The organism is Lysinibacillus canaveralius, from assembly GCF_047301505.1.
Taxonomy (GTDB): Bacteria; Bacillota; Bacilli; order Bacillales_A; family Planococcaceae; genus Lysinibacillus_B.
In genome coordinates, this window is the sequence record NZ_CP154840.1 from 532,815 (window position 1) to 556,284 (window position 23,470).

Below are 23,470 nucleotides of genomic sequence, written 5' to 3' on the forward strand. Positions count from 1 at the left end.
CCAAAAACTATTTTCTAGTAAAAGAGGAAATAAGATATACATAAATGCATAAATTTTCTTAATAGGATAGAAGTTAATAGATTCAGAGGAAAGATAGAATTTTTTTACATAGTTTGTTATCCTATTAAGGTATTAAAAATAGAAAGGAAAGAAAAATGAAGAAAACAAGTAGATTAATAGCTTTCATGGTTGCATTTGTCATTGTCCTCGCACAGGCGGGCCCCGCTTTTGCGTTTCAAACTATAAACGAGCAGTACCCGCTCTCAAGCGGAGTCATGTATAACAAGTATACATATAAAAGCAGTAATACCAATTCGATTAACCACTTATCAATTAATCTGAATGATGCTTATACAAATGTAACACTCGGCATGCCTGACCCATTTGCATCACGCATCCGCACGACAGCACTTGCTTCTAAAAATTCAGCGGAAGGGAATCGGGTTGTCGGTGCAGTCAATGCTGCTTTCTTTAATATGGGAGAAGGTTATCCGTTATTTTTAATTGCACAAAATAATCGCATCATTAATGGTGGAATCGTCTCAAACGGCTCGGATGAATATATGAATGTACCGACTGCTTTTGGGATGAAAGAGAACGGGGAAGCGATTATCGATTATTTCGATTTTGATATCAATCTGACAGCAAATGGTGAGACGCTTGAACTTGATGGTATGAACCGTGAGCGCAATAACAAGGAGACAGTCATTTTCACACCGGAATTTTATAAAGCAGGTACGAATTCAAATCAGTACGGCTATGAAATCGTTGTAGATGCAGGTACAAGCACACGCAATATCGACTTCGGTGATACAATTTCCGGTAAGGTCATACAAGTACTGCCATATGGCCAGAGTGTGGGCAAGATTCCAGAAAACGGCTTTGTCATCTCCGTGCAAGGGGCATCTCCGCTAAATACAAAATTGCAAAAATTGACACCTGGTACGGATGTATCTGTAAACTTCTCCATTGATTCAAAATGGAATAATGCACAGTTTATTGTTGCATCAGGTCCAATGCTTGTCCGCAATGGGCAGCCTTACATTATGATGAGTACATCAAGTGCACGAGCAAAAGAAGTAACAGCTCGAACAGTTGTTGGTATTAGTAAAGATAAGAAAACAGTTCATTTCGTAACGGTAGACGGTAAGCAGTCGAAAAGTCCAGGTATGAATATGTCGCAGCTTGCTGATTATTTAATCCGTCTTGGTGTCGACACGGCGATCAATCTGGATGGCGGCGGCTCAACAACGATGGGTATCCGTAAATACGGCAGCAATAATGTCGTATTGGCAAACGTTCCTTCTGCTGGATCGGAACGTGCGGTCAACGCTATCTTACAAGCAGTGAGTACAGCTCCGACAAGTGAGGCAGCTACAATCAAATATACACGTACAAATGTAGGAACAATGTTAGTTGGAACAACGTCTACAATGAGTGTGCAATATGTACTTGATCAGTATTACAATCCGCTTCCTATAGCAAATGGAACAATGAGCTTCAGCTCACAAAATGGTACGTTGAAGGTAAGCGGTTATAGCTTTACAACAACACAAGCTGGAGATGATCGTATTTATATGGCACATAACGGCAAGGTTGTTCAGTCCTTCCCAGTCAAAGTAGTTGACGGTCCGTCTACGCTGACAATCAGCGGCAGCAAGTCGCTTGGGATGAAGCAATCTGCTGCTTATAGCATTACGGCGTTAGATGACGCAGGTAAGCCGCTTGTTTATAATGCAGATCAGGTAAAATGGTCAGTAGAAGGTGGAATTGGCTCTATTACTAGTACTGGTCAATTCACAGCAACAAAAGAAGGGCAAGGAAGCATCGTCGCGAAGCTCGGCTCAAAAACAGCAAGCTTCCCTGTGACGGTAAAGGCAGCGTCATTATTCTCCGATATCCCGGCTGATTACATGTATGCGAAGGAAGTAAAATTCCTGGTTGATAATAAATATGTAACAGGCTACGGAGACGGCACATTCAAACCAAACCAGACGCTATCACGGGCGCATGCTGCAGTCATCATCAGCCGTGTTCTTGGTCTTAATACGATGAACGTAAAGGACCCTGGCTTTAAAGATGTGACGCCGAGCCATCAGTATTATAAAGAAATTGCAGCGGTACAAAACGCAGGCATTATCAGCGGTGTGAACGGCGCATATAACCCGAACAGCTATCTGACACGTGCTCAAATGGCAAAAATCGTTGCCAAGGCATTTGATTTGAAAGGTGTCTCGAATATCCAGTTCACAGATGTACCAAAAACAAGCTGGGAGTATGAATTCGTTCAAGCTCTAGCAGCAAACAATATTACAACAGGATACGGCAATAATCTCTTCAAGCCGTATGAATCCATAACACGTATGCATTTTGGCCTATTCTTATACCGTGTGCTAAACTAGCAGGGAACTAAGAGTAGCCTGCGCATAGGAATATGGATAAAAATAGGAATCCCATTCTTGCTGGATGGGATTCCTATTTCATTTCTCGTTAGCTTCTATGCTATAATCTCTGTATTAAAAATTATTTAAAGGATGTAGTTTCATGAAAATCGGAATCGTAGGAAATTACGGAAATGATAATAACGGTGACGAATCGATATTATATGGCCTCATTGAACAGGTAAAGCAAACATTTTCCGTAAATAGCGCGGATATTACAGTATTTAGTAATAATACGCAGCAGACATCCGAGCAGTACGGTGTCCAAAGCTACCCATTATATTACCGAAGTAGCAACTTGTATAAAACCTTTTATAAAACGTATCAGACGAATAAAAAGTATGTAACGAAGTTCGACCTGCTGATTATTGGCGGCGGGGGCATTCTGATGGACTTTTACCGGCGTGAGGCACATTTATATAGTACATATGCGTTAATGGCGAAGAACTGCAATGTTCCCTATATCATTTACGGGTGCGGGGCTGGACCATTGGATACCATAACAGGCAAGCTCATGATTCGTATGATGTGCCGTTTTGCTGAAAATGTTTCAGTTCGTGACCCACAGTCTAAACAATTATTAGAGCGCCTTGGTGTAAGCAAGCCGATTGAAGTAATTGGGGATCCAGCGTTCACACTGCACCGTCCGAAGCAGATGCATGCAGAAGCTCCGAAGAAAATCGGGATTTCTGCTGTGCCGATGTATAATGCTAATTACTGGCCATCAGGAGACGTAGAAAAGTACGACTCGTATGTGACGAGTATGGCGGCTAATCTCGACCGTCTAGTAGAGAACAAAAATATTGAAATCACGTTTTTTGCAACAAAGTACCCGCAGGATGTCACAGTAACAAAGGACATTCAGAAAAAAATGCTTCACGCAAAAAAGACGACAATCATCGACCAAAACTTAAAGCCGAATGCATTGATTGATATTACATCAAAACAGGACCTGATCATCGGTACCCGCCTGCATTCTCTCATTTTAGCGACGGATTCAGCAACACCGATTATTGCGATTTCATATCATAAAAAGGTAAGCGATTTTATGAAACTCATCGGTCAGGAAAAACGTTGTTGTTCTATAGAGGAAATTACGAATGAATCTGATATTTTATTGAAAATGTATGACATGGTGGAAGCGGATTGGCACACAATCGTGGAAACGACAAAAGCAACTTCAAAGCAACTTCATGACGAAGCAATGCGTGGCAAACAATTGATGATAAAGGCAGTGAAGGCAAATGAAAAAGCTATTAATAATCAGTAATATGTATCCTTCCAGCGAGCATTTATCATTCGGAATTTTCGTCAAAAATCAAGCAGAGGCTTTAAGAAAAAGCGGGGTTGATGTGCTTGTTGCAGCAAATGACAATCCTGCAACCGGCAAGAAAAATACCATTATTAAATATGGCAAATGGGCGATGAAAACTCTATCGATGGCGATGCGTCACCGTAAATCGATTTCAATCACCCATGCGCACTATGTGTTCCCATCCGGTGTATTTTCTCTGTTGCTTAAAAAGTTATTCAAGATCCCATATATCGTAACCGCGCATGGCGGGGATATCGAACGTATGGCGAAGAAAAGTGCCCGGATTCGCAGCTGGACGGAACTCATTCTACAGGAGAGTGACCATGTGATTGCGGTCGGACCGGTCCTTGCAGAGCAAATAGAAAATGATTTTCATATTTCGAAAGAAAAAATCTCCATCTGCAGTATGGGTGTGAATCGCCAGGTGTTCCGACCAGGAGACAAGGCGGAAGCCCGTAAGGCATTAGGACTTGACCAGGATGCCTTTACGTATCTATTCGTAGGGAATGTCATCAAACAAAAGGGAATCGAGGAGCTGTTGATTGCCTTCGAAAAAGTACAAGCAGAGGCAAATGGCAAAGTGAAGCTCGTGATTATCGGTTCTCGTCGTGATACGAAATTCATTGAAAGTATCCAGCCGTTCGTTGATGGGGATGTACAGTTTGTAGATCCGCAGCCGCAGCCGCAGCTTGTCAAGTGGTTCCAGGCGAGTGATGTCTTCGTATTGCCTTCCCATTTGGAAGGGTTCGGTCTTGTGGCACTTGAAGCCATTGCTTCAGGTACACCAGTCATCGCTTCCCGTGTAGGGGGGCTGGTATCATTGCTAGGCGACGGGGCAGGGCATCTTGTTGAGCCGAATAATGCACCGGATTTAGCAGCGGAAATGATAAATGCTCTGCATACACCGAGGGAAGTATACAGCAATAAACAGGCAATGGATGCCATTTTATATGAGCATGATGAACAGGAAATTACAAAACGTGTGCTGTCGCTCTACGAATCTGCAGTTAAAGGTGGCGCAGCGCGATGAATAAATTTTTAAAAATTGTCGGTGCAGTCGCAGTCATTAATATTGTGGCCCGTGTATTCGGCTTCCTGAGGGAGGCGGTTATCGGGTACCAATATGGATCTAGTCATATTGCTGATGGGATTTTTACAGCGTATACACTGCCAAACTTCTTATATTTAGTTGTGGGAGGAGCTTTTACAACAGCTGTTATATCGATTTACAACAAGAAGACGACCGATCAATCGTTATTTGTAAAGCAGTCTTTCACTATAGTAACACTTACTGGTATTGTCATGACGGCAATCGGCCTAGCCTTAACGACACCGATATTAAACATGTTTTTCGAGGGCTCCAGTGACATCTCGGCTGAAGACTTTGAGACAACGAAACATCTCTTCTATTGGATGATGCCGTCGTCCATCTTACTGATGCTGGCTTCCTGGTATAGCGGTTTATTAAATGTCAACTCGAAGTTTCATTTATCAAGTTTTGCGATATTGATCTATAATATTCTCTTCCTTGTCATAGCTGTTGGATTATCTGGAGTAATAGGCCCGATTTCTTACGGGATTAGTGCCTTCTTCAGCGCCGTGCTGATGGTGTATTTCCTGGCGCGCGGCTACCGTAAATTAGATGGACCATCAGTAGGGGTATCATTTATTCGCACACAATCGACGCGCGATTTATGGATCATGGTGTTTCCTATTATGATAGGGGGCGGAACAATCCAGATCTATGCAATGCTGCAGCGGTTCTTTGTTGGGATATTGAGTCTTGGAGATAGTGCGGTTTCAGTCGTTAACTTTGCATCCAGGCTGACACAATTCCCGCAGTCGATTTTAATTACAGCAGTAACCACTGTTATTTATCCGATTTTAAGCCGCAAGGAAGCGGAGGATGATCATCAGTCCATTAAGGATCTGTACGGCAAAGGGATTCATTACCTGCTGTTATTGCTTGGTCCAGTAACGATTTTCTCTTATTTCTATGCTGAAAATCTTGTGCAGGTTATTTTTGAGTACGGGAAATTTACGGCCGATGATACAGCCATTACAGCTCCGGTAGTTGCGATTTTCGTGCTATCAATGTTATTCCTGGCTGCTAACACATATATTACGCGTTTTTACTACGCAAAAGGCGATTCAACGGCGCCTGTTGTTTTAAGCTTACTAAACGTATTTGTTGTAAATATCGCAGTAATGTATGTAATGGCAGAAAGCGCGGGCGTAAGTGCCATTGCATGGGGTACACTGATCAGTTCAATCGTCAATACAGTCATGCTGGTGATTTATGCTTCAGTGAAATATGATTTAAAACTTGGAGCGGGATTAAACAAAAAAGAGCTTCTAAAGCCGATTGTTCCGTTCATCGTTTTGACTTTTATTATGTATATTTCAAGCAAGTATTTTATTTTCGATTATAAATGGATTACCTTCATGGTAGGGCTAACTGTCTTTGGTTTAAGTACAGTCATTTTGTATGTTATGTTCCAAATTAAAGAAATCGAGCAATTCTATAAAAAATTAAAATCAAAACTGGTAAAAACGAATTAAGAAGAAGCGAAGATACCTGCAAATATACTATTTATTTGTAGGTATCTTTTTGTATAAAAATACCATATTAAACATACTTATTGATAATTTAAATGGACTATAATCTGTCATATTAATCGCTAAAATTATGACTAAAGCCTTTATTTTGAAAAAAAATTAATATATAATGAATGTACAATATTTGGTAACGAGTGAATTACCAAACATCTAATAAAGAGAGATAAAGGTGGAGAAATATGGCAAGAGGACGACGAGTGAATTCAAGTGGAGAAAGAAGCAAGCAATTGTTACTAGAAAAAGCAATCGAGCTCTTTTCGGCTCATGGCTATCATCAAACAAAAATTAGCGATATTGTGAAGGCTGCTAATTTAACTCAACCTACTTTTTATTTGTATTTCCACAGCAAAGAATCCCTATTCAACGATTTAAATTCCGAGTTTCAAACAAATCTTTATGAAATTTTCAATGATGGATTAGCACAGCTAGAAGGCAGAGAGAATATCCGCACACAAGTATTTAATATGCTAAAGGAAATCTTTTCTTACTTTGTACAAAATCCAAATCTCACAAAAATAGGTTTTTATGAATCTGTGGAAGCTGAGGCGATCAAGAATGAGCTTGTAAACCGTCTAGTAGAAGCTGTTTCAATTCATAACATCCAATTTTCTATGCTGCATCACGTCGATACTCGTATATTCATAGAAAGTCTGTTAGGTTCAATGGAACGTTTAACATTAACTAACCTATTAACAGAAAAGCGTACGCCTGAAATGCTGGCTGAAGATATTATCAATATCTATTTCGCCGAACAGGAAGAGCTAGTCCGTTAACATGCCAATGTATTTGAGCTTTGATATCTGAATATTTAAAGCATTTTAGAAAGCCAGTGTCCGATGAGGACACTGGCATTTTTTTGTTTGGATAAATGCAAGGGAACAACGTATTTAGAAGCTGCTTACAGGCTGGAAAGGGAGCACACAATATACGCCCTTAAATTGCTGCAAAAAACCTCCCTCATATTATTAGTGAGGGAGGAGCGAGTGATAAGCTTATTTTACAGTGACGTACAGATAAGAACCTTTCTTCATCATACTGTTGAGGCCTTTAATAGTTGGATGAACCACGAGCATATAGTGACCGCCTGAGGCCAATTCCTCTTTAGGCTTTACAAGCACCTTTGAGCCTTCGATTTTCAGTTCAGCATCTACCTGACCTTCACCAAGCTTTACAAGGTCGATTGCGTCTGCTGGAACCGTCGTCAGCTCATGAGTAAAGTTAACTGTAAACGTTTTATGTGTCGATACATTCTTCAATGCTGCAAGCTCACGATAAGCAGGAAGATTTGCGGCAACAGCATCGTAATGCGCCTTATACTTCGCATTGTCTGTTGTTTCAATATGCGGCTTGACACCTACATGATTAATAACAGTAGCAGCAGGCCCTGCAAATCTTGCCATCGTTAATTTCAAATAGCTGCCGTCTGATAGTTCATAAAAGGACTGCATCGTTCCCTTGCCATACGATTTTTCTCCGTACAAAAGCGCCGCCTTTTGGTCTACTAGGGCTGCTGCTGTCATTTCGGAAGCACTTGCACTATAGCGGTTAATCAGCACACGCGTATCTTTCGGAAACTGAATGGACTGTCGTTTGGCGCGTATTAGATAGCTGCCTGAAGCATCCTCATATGTATACGCATCCTTTGCATTCGGGAACAGTCCGATTACTTCTTCGGCTGCTGTTACATAACCGCCGCCGTTATCCTGAAGGTCTAATATAAAGCTTGTAGCGCCGTTTGCTGTCAGCTCGCGGATTGCCTTTTTTACGAGCCCTGCTGCATCGGAAGAAAAGGATGAAAGGGCGATATAACCTACATTTCCATAGAGCAGCTTAGAAGTTCCATTCGGTAAAGAAAAGGGTTTTCGAACAATTGTCTTTGTAACCGACTGACCGTTTGATTTCAAGAATGTTAATGTGATACTTGTATTTTCAGCCCCTAGAATAAGGGATGAAGCTTCAGAAGTAGTCATCTGTGCTGCTGCGTTGCCGTCGATGTGCGTAATAATATCACCAATAGCTATCCCCGCCTGCTCTGCACTACCGCCTTGTATAACATCGGAAATATAGATTCCTTGGCTGTGCTCTTCAATGACAATCCCGATACCGACGGACGTCATTTCGATAGAGTTGATGAAGGCATCAAACTCCTCAGCCGTAAAGTAAGCTGAATAAGGATCCAGCATATCGATGATTTGCTCTGCCGAGGTAGCATCATGTAAATTTCCGTCTATTTCGCCTACATAGAAGGACTCTATGTAACTTTTCATTTCATTTAACGGAGCAGCACTTGCTGAAACCGGCAATAATAAAAGAATAAGTACACATGCGAGCCATTGGATTTTTTTCAAAAATATCACACCTTTATGATTATTACCTTCATTATATACCTATTGGAAGATGATGGCTATTTGCCGGAAACATTTTTTCTAAGAGTTATAGCGAAGTAGTTTTAGCTGATGTGGACTGTAAAGGATGAGAAATCTCGTAATAAATCAAGGCAAACATAAAATAAGGCATAAGAAGACCCGGTGGGATCAGATCCAACCGGGTAATATTTATTTTTTATTCACTAAGCTGATTATGATACCGATTACACATGCGATCACAGAAGGGATTAGCCACCCTAAATTTTGCGACTGCAATGGCAATAAGTTTAGCAGATTATCATAAGCAGCAATTTTAATGCCTGCCGTCTTTAATCCGTCGTTTAGACCAACAATTGTGGCGACAATCAGTGGCAGGATATAAATAACCCTTGCATGATTGAAACGGCCGGCAAATAGTGCCACGACCATCAATACAATAGCGATTGGGTAAATCATCATTAAAACAGGAAGTGAAATAGAAATCAGTTTCGCCAGCCCTACATTAGAAATAGCAAAGCTAAACAATGTAAAAATAATCAAATATCCTTTATAAGATAATGCTGGGAAGATGCGAGCAAAGAATGATGCATTTGCTGACAGCAGCCCGACAGATGTTGTTAAACATGCCAAAATGATTGTTGCTGATAACACAATATTGCCGAATTCGCCGTAAAGTACTTTAGCAGATGCTGCAATAACTTGTCCGCCATCTTCGAAATAGCCCGTAGCGTTAACGCTTGTTGCACCAATATAAGCTAATGAGATGTATACAAATGATAGACCAAGCGCTGCCACGATTCCTGCGAATATCGAAACTTTTACCTGCTTAGCTACATCCTTCACACCGCGTGCCTGAAGAGCTTGTACAATGACGATTCCGAATACTAATGCACCAAGCACATCCATCGTCAAATACCCTTGAATAAAGCTTTCAGAAAAAGCGTTACTAATATAGTTACCCTGTGCTTCTCCAAATTCCCCCATCGGTGTGGCGAAGGCTTTAATTGCCAAAATTAGAATAACAATTAAAAGAGCTGGTGTTAGAATTTTTCCGATTCGGTCAACTAGCTTTGTTGGGTTGAAGGCTAGATACAGTGTCAAACCGAAGAAAACGATTGTTGTAATAAATAGCGGCACCCAGCTATCCAACTGACTCTCCGTTAAAAATGGAGTGATCCCGATATTATAAGATACTGCGCCTGTTCGCGGGATAGCGAAAAGTGGACCTATCGATAAATAAACAATTGATGTAAAGATAATCCCGAATACAGGATGAACCCGATTAGAGAGTATTTGTAGATCACCGCCGTTTTTTGCTACAGCGACAATCGCTATAAGTGGCAGTCCTACCCCTGTAATAAGGAATCCGATAATAGAAAGGAAAAACTGGTCCCCTGCTTGTTGACCAAGTAAGGGAGGGAAAATAATATTTCCTGCTCCTAAAAATAGAGCAAATAGCATGAATCCTACTGCGATATTTTCTTTAATGAATCCTTTGTTGCTAGACATATTAATAAAAAACTCCTTTTAATTTGAGAAAAGCCGAAACTTTCAAAAAACTTTAGTGTTTCACACAAGAACTGATTCTATCATAAAAAAATAGGGTTGACTATCGTTTTCTTTAAACAATTATGTCAATTTTTTAAAAAAAGAAATATATTTAAAAAATAGGCTGAAAGACCTTTTCATTTCGGGTATGTAAGTCTATTGTTTTAGATAGGAGAATTTCAGTAAAATGGTAGAAGAATAGTAGAAAAGGTGGGCGGACTTTATGAGAAAATGGAAGTTTATGTTGGCTTCGGTGGCATTAACAAGTATGTTGGCAGCCCCGATCACACATGCAGCAACGTATACAGTGCAGAAGGGGGATACGCTATCTAAAATTGCCCTTGCACATGGAACAACTATTGCTTCTTTAAAGCAATGGAATAATTTGAAGCAGGATACGATTTTCGTAAATCAGAAGCTGGTTGTAGCAAAAGCCCAGCAGACAACAACAGGGGCGAGTCAAAATGCGAGTAAACCGCCTGGTGTAGCTACTACAGTTCCGGCAATCAAGCCGAGTGCAGTTACCTCAAAGATCTATACATATATCGTTGTGAAAGGCGATAACTTAACGAAAATTGCTTCCAAAAACAATACGACTGTTGCCAAGCTGAAAGAGTGGAATGCATTGTCCTCTGATTCCATCTATGTCAATCAGACGCTTGTCATTAAAAAAGAAGAGCTAGCATCCAACGGACCTGTTACTTCTTTGCCTATCCAAAATCAGCCAGCGGAAACAGAACCTCCAAACGTGTCTAATGCAGACAAAGAAATTGCAGCTAAATTGGCGGCGGAAAAGAAAATTATGGTGCAGCCCAGCGCTTCTTCACAGGAAAAGTACGGAAAGGCAATTGAAATAGCACGATCTTTGATCGGTACACCATACGTGTACGGAGGAAATACGACATTAGGGTTCGACTGCAGTGGATTTGTTAAGTATGTCTATACAAATGCAACGGTTAATATGAGCCGAAAGAGCAGTCTAGACTATTTTATGAATGATACAACAGTAGTGGGCAATCCTGTACCGGGAGATGTTGTTTTCTTTAAAAATACGTATATTCCAACAATCTCGCATATGGGTATTTATATAGGAAATAACCAATTTATCCACGCAGGGTCTAATGGAGTGGAGATTTCCAATTTATCCTACAGTTACTGGGATACACGGTTTGTTGCATTTAAAAGATTTAACCAAATACATTAAGGCAAGAGCGGCTTTCTAATGAAGAGAAAGTCGCTTTTTTATACCAGAAATAGCAAATTTGACTTTCTTTCACTCTAAAGAAACTTTCATTACAAATGTTACAAGATAGAGGCAAAGAGATAATAAAATGTAAAATAATGTTTTGGTATATTTTTAAAAACCTTTTGAAATGCTGGTTTAATAAGGTTTTTGTGTTATGTAACATATTTCCTTAGATGGATTAACGTAACCAACTTGTTACATAACTGTAATGTTACAAAAGGCTCACTCGTGATAATCTAATAACAAGTTAAGTTTTCTGAAAAATAGTCGATTTAATTTGGCATTGGAGGTTTACGATGAGTAAAAATAGGGTATTAAAGAGCGGTGCACTGGCACTAATAGCAGCAATAGCAATCTTTTTCTCACCGGTGATGGGGGACGACAAGGCGAAGGCCTCTACACTGACAGTTGAACAGCTTCAAACAACAGCTAAAAAATTTATTGGTGTAAGATATAGCTACGGTGGAACATCCACTTCAGGATTCGATTGTTCCGGGTATGTTCGCCACGTATATAACCAAATTGGCATCTCACTTCCGCGTACATCTAAATCAATGTATGGCACGGGTTCAGCAGTCAATAAAGGTAATTTAAAAGCAGGGGATTTAGTCTTCTTCAATACTTCTGGAAAAGGCATCTCTCATGTAGGTATTTATATCGGAGGGAACAAATTCATCCATTCGATGACTGGTAAAGGTGTTACAATCACTGATATCAATGACAAGTGGTACTGGGGTAGCCGTTACGTAGGAGCAAAGCGTGTAGCAAATGTTCAATAATTATAACGAGTGATCACATACATACTACTAATCAACGTAAAATTCATCCATAACAAAGCCAAATACTCATAATAAGAAACCCATCATCTGCAAAAGCAGAAGGTGGGTTTTTCGATGTCTATTCCCTTTCCCTGGAATCCTTCCTTAATATATAAAATTCGAAGGAGAGTTTAAAAGGTGGTTAGTTAGTCTATGTTCGTTGTACTGTACGGCAAAGACGGAAACATGTTACGTGAACTCAAGCCTAGCGCTGCATCTACAGAAGCGATGATACCTGGGTATCATTGATATGAAAGGAGCTGAAAGTTAGGTATCGCTTTGAAAATTATGTAGCGTATGCTTCATCTGCTTCATGGAGAATAAGAAAATCCGCCTCTCTATTGAAAGAGAAGGCGGATAAACAGCTGTTATTGAGGCACACGTGCTGTCCAGCGAGATAGATCAGCCTCTTCTGCTTCTACAAGTTCGGCAGGGAAGATAAACGTCCATGGTTTTGTAGAGTTTGGCTGCACTGTTAAGACAGGGTCCATTTTAAACGAACCTTTTGCTACGCGCTTGCCGTTTGCATCAATAATTTCAAGAGGCAATTGCTCCAGGTTGATCGACTTATCGTTACCATTACGGATGAAGATAGATGCATGTAATGATTGATCATCGTTTAAACGAACTTGTAAGCCTGTAAAGTTCACTTCTGTCTTACCAAGCTTCGGTAAGCCTTTAATGATTTCTGCTAACTTTTCCTGCTGCTCTTTAGGGAGCTGCTTTTTCCATGTCTCATCTAAGTCCAGCTGATGGCCGCGTAGAGAGATAAGGTTGAAGGCAATTGTCCAGCCCTCTTCTGGTATTTCTTCTACCTCACGGGAAGCTTTGTCGAATTCGAATACCCATGGGCGCGCGCTGTTTGGCGGAATGACGCCAAGGTCTTTGAAATTAAAAGTTTTTGCACCGATTCGGTTACCATCCTTATCAAGCAGTAAAAGCTCGATTTCACCAAGTTCGATTGGCTGGGATAGGGAGGAACGGAAAAATGCTTTAACATTCCAAACGCCTGATTTCTTGTCTTCCTCGATGTTGATCGCAGCGAGTGATAATTGATTTGGTTTTAATGGCTGCAATTCATTTGCCAGGAAGTTGAACACATATTGCTGCTCCTGCGGCACGTTCCATTCAGGATGGAATGACAGCTTTGTTTTTACTTGTGATTTTGTGCTTAAAGGTGTTTTACCTTGTACAATTTCTTTTGAATCGATTGCTGAATCTTTTCCGACTGTATCTGATTTCTTAAAGAAAGAAAATAAACCCATTATTGTTGCTCCTCCTGCTCCTGCATTGTCAAATCTTTCATGAAAATAACAAGCTCTTCTACGATTTGACGGCGTAGTTCTTGGTAGTTTTTGCCGAATAGCTCTAAGCCTTCACGTTGGTAGATACGCATCGGATCTTCCTGCTGATACTGGCGTAGACCGATTCCTTCTTTTAGATGGGACATCTGTTCAAGGTGCTTTACCCACATACGATCGATGTATGCAAGCATTACATTAGGAATAACCTGCATCATACGCGCGTCTTCACTGTACGTATCAATCATTTGTTTAATTTCATCAACTTGCGGCTGCAGGCTGGCCAAAATACGGCTTACCTTTTCTTCTTGTCGATCGATTGTCACGGGTGTTAGGAATAGGGAATTAACCGTTTGTTCCATCTTGTCGAAGTTCCAATCAATCGTATTCAGCTCTTCTGGTGCATTGTCGCGAACGGCAAAGTCTACTGTTTCATCCAGCATTGTTTTTAGTTTTCCTAAAAGATCTTCATTTTTCAGGACATTGTCACGAAGTGTATAAATAACGCGGCGCTGATCATTGATAACGTCATCCAATTTTAAGTTATACTCACGCATGGAGAAGTGTGCACCTTCTACAATGCGTTGTGTACGTTCAATTAGCTCGTTGACCTCTTTGTTAAGAATACGGCCGATTTCGTTGGCTTCCATTTTCTTTTTAAACTTTTCTACGTCGTCTTTTGCGAATCGGCGGAACATATCATCCTCGATTGATAGGATGAATTGTGTTTCACCTGGATCACCTTGACGTCCGGAACGGCCGCGCAGCTGATTATCTACACGACGGCTTTCATGTTTTTCGGTACCGATAACACAAAGTCCACCTAAATCGTGCACTTCTTCCCCAAGCATGATGTCTGTACCGCGTCCAGCCATATTTGTCGCAACTGTAATACGGTTCTTTTGCCCTGCTTCGGAAATAAGCTGTACTTCCTGTTCGACTGTTTTAGCATTTAATACTTGATGAGGTAAGTTATATTTCTTTAAGTATTTTGATACTTCTTCAGATTGCAAGATAGAGGTTGTACCAATCAGGACCGGTTGCCCGTTTTCATGACGGCGCAGTGCTTCCTGTGCCACGTATTCGTACTTTTGTTCAATTGTTTCGAATACGAGGTCTTCTTTATCGACTCGGGCACGCGGCCGGTTCGTAGGAATTTGTACAACGCTCATGCCGTATACTTCCATGATCTCCTTTTCTTGCGTTTTCGCAGTACCTGTCATTCCCGATAATGTAGGGTACATACGGAAGTAGTTTTGGATCGTTACTTGTGCTTGGGCTTTATTTTCCTCAGTAATTGTAACGCCCTCTTTTGCTTCGATTGCTTGGTGTAGACCGTCAGATAATGAGCGGCCTTCCATGATGCGTCCTGTGAACATATCCACTAACTCGATTTTGTCTTCACGGACGATATAGTCTACGTCTCGTTTGAACATGACATGTGCTCGCACGGCCTGAATGACGTAATGATAAAGCGTTTGGTGCTCTAAATCGTATAAATTATCAACACCAAATGCTGCTTCTACCTTTTCGATACCTTGCTCAGTAAGAGAAGTAGCCTTTGTCTCTTCATCGAAGTCGTAGTCTTCTTCTACGACAAAGCGTTTTGCCAGCATAGCAGCGATTTGATGCAGCTCGGCATTAGCCATCATTTTCCCAGCGATGATCAGCGGTGTTTTCGCTTCATCAATGAGAACGGAATCGACTTCATCGATAATAGCGAAGTGATAAGGGCGCTGTACCTTGTCCGCGATGGAGTGAGCCATATTGTCACGCAAATAGTCGAAGCCGAATTCTGTACCAACACCGTATGTAATGTCAGCATTGTACGCATCCTTTTTCGCATCAGGCTCCATCATTGGCACGTTTAGACCAACTGTCAGACCAAGGAATCGATGAATCTGGCCGATCAGTTCAAAGTCGCGTTTTGCCAAGTAGTCATTTACCGTGATGACATGAACACCTTTGCCTTCCAATGCACGTACATAGGAAGGCAGGGAAGCGACCAGCGTTTTCCCTTCTCCGGTAGGCATCTCAGCGATGTTGCCTTCCGTTAATACAAGACCACCGATGAGCTGTACATCAAAGTGGCGCATGTTTAATACACGTTTGGAGGCTTCGCGCACAACCGCAAACGCTTCAGGTACGATTTGCGGAATTGTTTCGCCTTTCTCCAGACGCTCTTTAAATACTACAGTCATATGCTGGAGTTCTTCGTCTGTCATCGGGGCAAACTTGTCTTCCAGTCGATTAATTTCATCCACAATTTTATAGTATTTCTTTAATTCGCGAGCACTTGTCTGCTCTTTATTACGTTTGAAAATTGAGAACATCTTTGTTTACGCTCCTTTTAATTCGCCTACTTTACTAGTAGACATAAAATATTTTATCAAAATTTAATAAGATTTACTACTAAATGTCAGGAGAGTATGCGGCTTTTTACATGAGAAAATGTATATTTCAATAGGTGACGGAAAAATGCATAGGTAAGTAGTGGATGATCCTTAAAAAAATAAAAGATGCATCCTAGGGTAATGGTGCGGCGTCACTATAAGGGAAGAAGTATAAATGTTTCATTTTCTGAAAGGATGGTAAATATAACGGGAGACGTACATACTACAGAGAAAAGCTATATTTTATGAAATGGACGTGCTATAATACACTTGAGTAAAAGTGTATACTATTTTTCTTAAGGAGGAGAGACATGATTTACGTGTCTTTAATCGTGGCGGTAATCGCTGCCATTTTACTAACTCCACTTGTAAAGCGTTTAGCCTTTCGGATTGGAGCGGTCGATGCACCGAACTATCGGAAAGTGCACGCACGCATTATGCCACGCCTAGGTGGGCTCGCTATTTTTGGAGCCTTTTTAATTGGGATTGCTGTATTGCGACCAGATAGTCAATATATGCTGGCTATTATTTTAGGGGCGACGGTGATCGTTATTACCGGTGTGCTTGACGATATGTACGAAATATCAGCAAAAGCGAAGATGCTGGGCCAGTTAGTGGCAGCAGGTATCATCGTGTTCTATGGCGGTATTCAAATTGAAAACATCAATCTCCCATTTACTGATGAGGGGACGTTAGCATTCGGGGCCTTAAGTATTCCGCTAACAATTCTTTGGATTGTCGGTATCACAAATGCTATTAACTTAATTGATGGTCTTGATGGATTGGCAGCAGGAGTTTCGACAATTGCCCTGATTACACTTGCAGCAATGGCATTTATTATGAGCAATGGATTTGTATTAGCTGTAGCAGCTATTCTTGCAGCAAGTACATTTGGCTTTTTATTTTATAATTTCCACCCCGCGAAGATTTTCATGGGGGATACGGGTGCGCTCTTTTTAGGTTTTATGATTGCGGTCTTATCGCTGCTGGGCTTCAAGTCCATCACGGTCGTATCATTCATCGTCCCTGTTATCATGCTCGGTGTACCAATTTCAGATACATTCTTCGCGATTGTAAGACGTCTGCGAATGAAAAAGAAATGGTCTGATCCAGATAAATCCCATCTCCACCACCGGCTGCTTGATTTAGGATTCTCACATCGCCAAACAGTATTGATTATTTATGGTATCGCTATGCTGTTCGGATTATTTGCGATCATCTTCTCTATGGCGAAAGTTTGGGGAGCTATTTTACTGATTACAGTCATTTTGGTGGTAATTGAATTGTTTGTAGAGGTTATAGGGCTAGCTGGTAAAAACTACCGACCACTCATCAATTTTGTACGTATGTTTAATAAATAACCCAAGTGGATATAGAAGCCGCTATCTTCGGATAGCGGCTTTTTTGTTTGAAAATAAGATGGTGTAAATCTTAAGCTATAGAAATGTCTCGGTCTTTTGGGGCTGTGAAGATCATGCTTTAAGGTAAACCAGCTGTTTATCGCAAATATGCTTTCTTATCAAGAGTGGCGGTATGATAGGCGAAAAGCAGGAAACCGCGCAATAACAAGCTGAAATCGCGCAATAGAGGTTCGATTTCGCGCAATACGATCCTACATTCGCGCAATAGCACACCAATGCTTTGTAAAAATAAAAAACCCCCGCAGCGATTGCGGGGGAGAATGATTAACGAGATTTACTTTCTTCTCTAAAATCAGACTGTGTTTGTTCATCCGAGTTATCATTAGGAATGCCGGAGACGTTTGTTGACTCTGGAATCTGGCCTAAATGACTTTTAAGGATGTGCTGTGTTTCTTCAAGTGCTTCTTCATCCAGGGCATAGTAATAGATACCTGTTGACATATCGTCGTAGCCCTGCAGTGTCAGTGCATCAACACGAGGCATTCCTTCTGTCAGGTAACTAATGAAGGATTTCATTTCCTTGAACGTCATATCTGTTTTCATGTTATTGCCAACTGCTTCAATGACATCATCGTATTTTGTGATGGATGAGGCTGATGCAACTTTTGAGAGAATCGCCGTAAGGATTTCCTGCTGGCGTTTACCGCGCTCGATGTCGCTGTCCTGCTTTCGTGTACGGGCAAGTGCCAGTGCTTCTTGACCGTTCAGCTCCTGTAGACCAGGCTCCAGGTTAATTGTATAGCGGTCGAATTCATCCTTCTCCAGCATAGTGTAAGGAACTTCAGCTTCAATACCGCCTAATGCGTCTACTACATCAATGAAGGCTTCAAAGTTCATGCGTACATAGTAGTCAACTGGCACATCGAATAATTCTTCGACTGTTTCAATTGTTGCCAATGTACCGCCCAATGCATGAGCATGTGTAATTTTGTCTTTATAGCCCGCATACGGGATATTTACATATGAGTCTCGAGGGATACTTACTAGTTTTACCGTTTTGGTCTTATTATTCAATGTCGCAAGCATAAGGGCATCAGAGCGCGCTCCTTCTCCCTGTCCGCGTGTTTCACTATCATCGATTCCGATGAACAGAACAGAGACATTATCTTCGAGAGGCTCGACCTTAGCTTCCCGTTTCTCGGATACAGTACGGTTTTCGACGGCTTCATACGCATTATTTACTGCGTTTTCTGCTTTTTTCGTCAGATAAATTCCGTATGTTGTGACGCAAATAAGAGCGGATGCTGCTAAAATAAGTGTTATTTTTAGAAAAAGGCCTAGCTTAGAAGAGCGCTTTGGCTTTTTCTGCGTTAATCGATTCATATTAAATTCTCCTCTATCAGGAATGGTAGCTGCAAATTTTGTTTAATCCGTTTAATTATACTCGTTTTTCGCTGGAGCGTAAACGAAAATTACTTTAAGAAACGACAAATTCCACAAATTGCTTGTCGACACATGTAATTTCTGCTTGTCCATTTGTTAGTTCCGTCATCCACTCGGTAAACGTTTCTTCTTCATCTTTTTGTACCAATACATACAACTCGACACCCTCTGTATATTGGATATCCTGTAATGTATATTGAGAGCCCCGCACTTCATTTTCCACCTTGCCAAGCCATGTATAGTCAATTGCGACCTTCATGATGTGATGCAGTTTCCGTTCAACTACCCGGGCTGCTGTAATGCCTTCGGTTGTTGCTTTGCCATAGGCGCGGATCAGTCCGCCGCCGCCAAGCTTAATGCCGCCGAAATAACGAGTTACGACAACGACGGTATCTTTCAGGTCCTGTTTTTTTAGTACCTCTAGCATTGGAACGCCTGCTGTGCCGCTTGGTTCCCCATCATCGTTGGCTTTTTGAATTTGATTATTTTCTCCTACCATGTAACATGAGCAATTATGCGTAGCATTCGGGTGGGTTTTCTTGATTTTTTCAATGAATTCCAGGGCTTCTTGCTCACTTTCAGCCCGATTTACATAGCAAATAAATCTTGACTTCGAAATAATTATTTCATTTTCTCCATAACCTTTTATTGTTTTATAGTCCTTTCGCATCACGATGACCCCTCTCATTTCCGAAATTATAATGGATAGTATTTATAAAATTACTTAAATTTTGTTTGTAAAATGATATAATAGTGGAGAATTATTGTGTTTAAGTGTTATAAGATGTGTCTTGCTGTACTTTACTTTCCGAATAAGTAGCAACATCTAAGAAGAATGGAGATTTTTTATGTTTTCAAATGATAAATTAGATATTGCTTCCCTGGATGTTATATTTAATAGAATGCTTGAGACGATTACAAGTTCAAAAGATGATATTTTCATTATAAGCGAACAAAGTCGAAGAAGCTTCGAGGAAATGCAGAAGGAACTGGAAATTGTTCGACAGGAAATTGCTCTTGTCATTGATGAAGCAGACCATTTGGAGGTCAAATCGCAACTTTCCAAGCAACGGCTCGTCCAAGTGAGTAAAGCTTTTGATAATTATAGCGAAGAACAGGTCCGGGCGGCATATGAAGTAGCAAATGATTTGCAGATCAAGCTGATGCTCGCACGGGAAAAAGAAAAGCAATTGCGTGATAAACGGGATGATTTGGAACGGCGATTAAGAGCCCTCTATGAGACGATAGAACGTGCCGACCATATTGTCAATCAGGTGAATGTTGTTATTAACTATTTAACATCTGATTTGAAAAATGTAACGCTTGCATTAGAGCAGGCAAAAATTAAACAGGATTTTGGCATCCGTATTATTGCAGCTCAGGAGGAGGAGCGGAAACGGCTGTCTAGGGAGATCCATGACGGTCCGGCACAGATGATGGCGAATGTGCTGATGCGTTCCGGACTAATTGAGCGTACGTATCGTGAAAAAGGTATTGAAGCAGCTATAACAGAGCTGGCAGATTTAAAGATAACAGTACGAAATGCCCTTTCCGAAGTGCGGAGAATCATATATGATTTAAGACCTATGGCGTTGGATGATTTAGGGATTGTCCCGACGCTGAAGAAATATTTATCGACCGTAATGGAATACAACCCAGGAATACACATTTATTTCCAATCGTTCGGGAAGGAAAAGCGAATTCCATCCGAACATGAGGTAGCAATTTTTCGTTTAGTTCAAGAATGTGTTACAAATGCATTAAAACATGGCAAACCTAAGGAAATAAATGTTAAATTAGAATGGTTGAAGAACGGTATCAATATCGTCGTAAAAGATGATGGTGCGGGTTTTGAAAAAGAAACAGTGAAGGAACAGTCGTTTGGACTAATCGGCATGCGTGAACGCGTTGACTTATTAGAAGGGCAGATGCATATTCGCAGCCATGTAGGCCAAGGGACGCTTGTTATTTTCAAAATTCCGTTCCCTGAAAAAGAAGAAGCTTAAAAATGTTGAAAAATGACCGAGAGTTTATAGGGGGTAACAGAGATGACGAAGATTATTATTGTAGATGACCACCAATTATTCCGTGAAGGAGTAAAACGTATTTTAGATTTTGAAGATACATTTGAGGTGGTAGCAGAAGGCGATGATGGTACCGACATCAATAACTTGTATGCTGCGCATATGCCGGATGTTGTACTAATGGACATCAACATGCCAGGAAAAAATGGTGTGGATGCCACAGCTGATCTGATTAAGGAATATAGCGATGCAAAGGTCATCATGCTCTCTATCCATGATGATGAATCATATGTGACACATGCATTGAAATCAGGAGCACTTGGCTACATGCTAAAAGAAATGGATGCCGATGAGATCGTAGAAGCGATCAAGGTAGTAGCAAACGGCGGATCGTACCTGCACCCGAAAGTAACGAAAAATTTAGTAGCAGAATTCCGCCGCTTATCTGAGCATGAAAACAAGGGCAACTTCCACCAAACGGAAATCCGCCGCCCATTCCACTTACTAACAAAGCGTGAATGTGAAGTCCTTCAGTTATTAACAGATGGTCAATCCAACCGAACAATTGGTGAGACGCTATACATCTCTGAAAAAACTGTTAAAAACCACGTATCAAGCATCCTTCAAAAGATGAACGTAAACGACCGTACACAAGCTGTTGTTACGGCTATCAAAAATGGCTGGGTAGAAGTACGATAAGTAACTGCCTAGTGAAACCCGCTAATCTACGGATTGGCGGGTTTTTTTAGTAGAATCGCCGGTATTTGCCTAGCAATCGCTGGTGACTTTTTAAAAATCGCCGGTATTTTACCTAAAACCGCTGATATTTCTCAATAAATATCTTATTGAATGAGTACCTGGTGAGGCTGCAGCCCCGCTGTTTCCTCGTTAGCGAAATAGGAATATAGACTGGAACTATGCTGTTTTTCGCTTTAATAAGACAATACTCTGCCATATTTCATGCAACATTCCATACGTTATTTCGTCATAACATATGCGAATTATGCTACAATATTGCGCGGGAGGTTTTGAACAATGAAAAAATGGTTGTTAGCAGTAATGACAGTACTTGTGCTTGCTGCTTGTGGGGATACAGAACAAGAAAAAGATAATGTTACAGAGAAAGATACGCAAGAAATTATTGATAAGGGAACAGTCGGCTTTGAGGTAATGGGTGACTCTATTGAAGAAGCAGCAAATGTTCCGGCAGAGGAAAAAGAGAGAATTCTTGCTGCGTTTAATGAATATATAGATGCTTTCAATGCCGAAGATCTTGATCGGTATGGTGAAACAACATCAAAAAATGCTAAAGGGTTTGACTATAATTTAGATCTTGAGGAAGCAAAGAAGGCTTTTGAAATGTATGCAATCAACCGTCAGGCGGATGATGTGACGATTGTAAAATATGACGATAAGGAAGCGCAGGTATTTGCTAATCTTACGGTCGATATGACAGAAGAAGAAACAGATACACAAGTATCAAGTGCTGGGCGCCAGGTAACAGTGTTCGTTAAGGAAGACGCTGACTGGAAAGTATCGAGTGTTTATTATATCGGTGAAAATGAATAAAAAATAGCAGAAGCGTCCCGTGGAAAAGTCCAAGGGCGCTTTTTTATGTTGCCGTGCCAATCGGTTGCGGAATATATTTTTGTATCCTTAACGGCGTTTTTTCTGTTACTTGGGCATTCACATTCTATTACGGATACGGTAAACTAGTGAGCATAGGAGAGTGGGAAAATGAAAACTGCAGTCGTAACAGATAGTACAGCGTATTTAACGCAAGAAGAGCGCGCACGCTATAATATCCGCATGGTACCGCTTAGTGTAAATTTAGAAGACGGCACGTATGAGGAAGAAGTAACGATTACAGCCTCCGAATTTTACGACAAGGTGCGCGGGGCAAAAGTATTTCCAAAAACGACGCAGCCACCCGTTGGAAAATTTGTAGAGCTTTTTGAAGAACTTGCAAAAGAATACGATGAAATAGTTACAATCCATCTATCAAGCGGCATTAGTGGGACGTATCAGGGTGCCATACAGGCCGGCGATATGGTAGATAATATAGAAGTTTACGCGTTTGACAGCGAGGTAGCTTGCGGCCCTCAAGGTATGTTCGCTATAGAAGCAGCAAAAATGGCAGAACAAGGCGCATCAGCAAAAGAAATCATCGCGAAGCTTGACGAGCTAAAAACGACGATGAACGCCTATTTCATTGTAGATGATTTAGCGCATCTTCAGCGTGGCGGGAGACTATCTGCCGCTGCTGCATTAATTGGCGGGTTACTACAGGTAAAGCCGATTCTGCACTTTGTCGATAAGAAGATTGTTCCGTTCGAAAAAATCCGAACACGCAAAAAGGCAGTTCGACGTGTAGAAGAGCTACTGAAGGAGTCGGCGCAGCGCTATGAGAAATTACAGGCTGTCGTGATCCATGCAAACTGCGAGGAAGAGGGACGAGCATGGCTTGCGCAATTGCAGCAGGACTTCCCGACAGTTGATTTTAAGTTTAGTTATTTCGGACCGGTTATTGCCACGCATTTAGGCGAAGGTGCTATTGCGATAGGCTGGATGAAAAAAGAAGACTAATAGAAGGCG

18 protein-coding genes are annotated in these 23,470 nt (G+C 41.1%); 12 read left to right on the forward strand and 6 right to left on the reverse strand.

The window, feature by feature from the left end:
* The first annotated feature begins 155 nt into the window (after window positions 1-155).
* From AA0Y26_RS02605 to AA0Y26_RS02625, 5 genes are all read left to right on the forward strand, one after another.
* Window positions 156-2,402, forward strand: coding sequence for an S-layer homology domain-containing protein (locus AA0Y26_RS02605; protein WP_413364854.1), 2,247 nt, complete (start codon window positions 156-158; stop codon window positions 2,400-2,402).
* 142 nt (window positions 2,403-2,544) lie between these two features.
* Window positions 2,545-3,711 (forward strand): polysaccharide pyruvyl transferase family protein, encoded by a 1,167-nt coding sequence (locus AA0Y26_RS02610; RefSeq protein WP_413364856.1) that lies wholly within the window; start codon window positions 2,545-2,547, stop codon window positions 3,709-3,711.
* Window positions 3,686-4,786 carry a glycosyltransferase gene (locus AA0Y26_RS02615; protein WP_413364858.1) on the forward strand — a complete coding sequence of 367 codons (1,101 nt, stop codon included), beginning with the start codon at window positions 3,686-3,688 and terminating at the stop codon, window positions 4,784-4,786. The genes AA0Y26_RS02610 and AA0Y26_RS02615 overlap by 26 nt, the downstream gene beginning before the upstream one ends.
* Complete coding sequence (murJ, locus tag AA0Y26_RS02620) at window positions 4,783-6,318, forward strand: murein biosynthesis integral membrane protein MurJ (protein WP_413364860.1); 1,536 nt, start codon at window positions 4,783-4,785, stop codon at window positions 6,316-6,318. Before AA0Y26_RS02615 ends, murJ begins: the two co-directional genes overlap by 4 nt.
* A 236-nt stretch (window positions 6,319-6,554) precedes the next feature.
* Window positions 6,555-7,148 carry a TetR/AcrR family transcriptional regulator gene (locus AA0Y26_RS02625; RefSeq protein WP_413364862.1) on the forward strand — a complete coding sequence of 198 codons (594 nt, stop codon included), beginning with the start codon at window positions 6,555-6,557 and terminating at the stop codon, window positions 7,146-7,148.
* Window positions 7,149-7,367: 219 nt separating this feature from the next.
* On the opposite strand, the gene AA0Y26_RS02630 is transcribed toward AA0Y26_RS02625, so the two are convergent.
* Window positions 7,368-8,732, reverse strand: a complete 1,365-nt coding sequence (locus AA0Y26_RS02630; RefSeq protein ID WP_413364864.1) for a S41 family peptidase — start codon at window positions 8,730-8,732, stop codon at window positions 7,368-7,370.
* Between the two features lie 198 nt (window positions 8,733-8,930).
* Entirely contained in the window at window positions 8,931-10,250 is a 1,320-nt protein-coding gene (gene brnQ / locus AA0Y26_RS02635; protein ID WP_413364865.1) for a branched-chain amino acid transport system II carrier protein, read from the reverse strand.
* Window positions 10,251-10,512: 262 nt separating this feature from the next.
* Between brnQ and AA0Y26_RS02640 the strand changes: the two genes are divergently transcribed.
* Together AA0Y26_RS02640 and AA0Y26_RS02645 are read left to right on the forward strand one after the other, a co-directional pair.
* Complete coding sequence (locus tag AA0Y26_RS02640) at window positions 10,513-11,493, forward strand: LysM peptidoglycan-binding domain-containing protein (protein WP_413364867.1); 981 nt, start codon at window positions 10,513-10,515, stop codon at window positions 11,491-11,493.
* A gap of 338 nt (window positions 11,494-11,831) precedes the next feature.
* Complete coding sequence (locus tag AA0Y26_RS02645) at window positions 11,832-12,314, forward strand: C40 family peptidase (RefSeq protein WP_413364869.1); 483 nt, start codon at window positions 11,832-11,834, stop codon at window positions 12,312-12,314.
* A 407-nt stretch (window positions 12,315-12,721) separates the two neighbouring features.
* Here the strand turns inward: AA0Y26_RS02645 and AA0Y26_RS02650 are convergent, their stop codons facing one another.
* Together AA0Y26_RS02650 and secA2 are read right to left on the reverse strand one after the other, a co-directional pair.
* Window positions 12,722-13,618: an accessory Sec system S-layer assembly protein gene (locus AA0Y26_RS02650; protein ID WP_413364870.1), complete on the reverse strand. Its 897-nt coding sequence runs from the start codon at window positions 13,616-13,618 to the stop codon at window positions 12,722-12,724.
* A complete protein-coding gene (secA2, locus tag AA0Y26_RS02655; protein WP_413364872.1) occupies window positions 13,618-15,987 on the reverse strand; it encodes an accessory Sec system translocase SecA2 in 2,370 nt (789 codons plus the stop codon). The genes AA0Y26_RS02650 and secA2 overlap by 1 nt, the downstream gene beginning before the upstream one ends.
* Before the next feature lie 371 nt (window positions 15,988-16,358).
* Between secA2 and AA0Y26_RS02660 the strand changes: the two genes are divergently transcribed.
* Window positions 16,359-17,408, forward strand: a complete 1,050-nt coding sequence (locus AA0Y26_RS02660; RefSeq protein ID WP_413364874.1) for a glycosyltransferase family 4 protein — start codon at window positions 16,359-16,361, stop codon at window positions 17,406-17,408.
* Window positions 17,409-17,732: 324 nt separating this feature from the next.
* Here AA0Y26_RS02660 and AA0Y26_RS02665 read toward each other — a convergent pair whose 3' ends face one another.
* Together AA0Y26_RS02665 and AA0Y26_RS02670 are read right to left on the reverse strand one after the other, a co-directional pair.
* Window positions 17,733-18,791: an LCP family protein gene (locus tag AA0Y26_RS02665; RefSeq protein ID WP_413364876.1), complete on the reverse strand. Its 1,059-nt coding sequence runs from the start codon at window positions 18,789-18,791 to the stop codon at window positions 17,733-17,735.
* Between the two features lie 94 nt (window positions 18,792-18,885).
* A complete protein-coding gene (locus tag AA0Y26_RS02670; RefSeq protein WP_413364878.1) occupies window positions 18,886-19,521 on the reverse strand; it encodes a YigZ family protein in 636 nt (211 codons plus the stop codon).
* 178 nt (window positions 19,522-19,699) lie between these two features.
* Here AA0Y26_RS02670 and AA0Y26_RS02675 point away from each other — a divergent pair, with 178 nt between their 5' ends.
* From AA0Y26_RS02675 to AA0Y26_RS02690, 4 genes are all read left to right on the forward strand, one after another.
* Window positions 19,700-20,857, forward strand: coding sequence for a sensor histidine kinase (locus tag AA0Y26_RS02675; RefSeq protein ID WP_413364880.1), 1,158 nt, complete (start codon window positions 19,700-19,702; stop codon window positions 20,855-20,857).
* A gap of 42 nt (window positions 20,858-20,899) precedes the next feature.
* Complete coding sequence (locus tag AA0Y26_RS02680; RefSeq protein ID WP_413364881.1) at window positions 20,900-21,574, forward strand: response regulator; 675 nt, start codon at window positions 20,900-20,902, stop codon at window positions 21,572-21,574.
* Between the two features lie 336 nt (window positions 21,575-21,910).
* Entirely contained in the window at window positions 21,911-22,444 is a 534-nt protein-coding gene (locus AA0Y26_RS02685) for a DUF4440 domain-containing protein (protein ID WP_413364883.1), read from the forward strand.
* A 168-nt stretch (window positions 22,445-22,612) separates the two neighbouring features.
* The gene (locus tag AA0Y26_RS02690; RefSeq protein ID WP_413364885.1) at window positions 22,613-23,461 is read left to right on the forward strand and encodes a DegV family protein; all 849 of its coding nucleotides are present in this window, start codon (window positions 22,613-22,615) and stop codon (window positions 23,459-23,461) included.
* The last annotated feature ends 9 nt before the right edge of the window (window positions 23,462-23,470 follow it).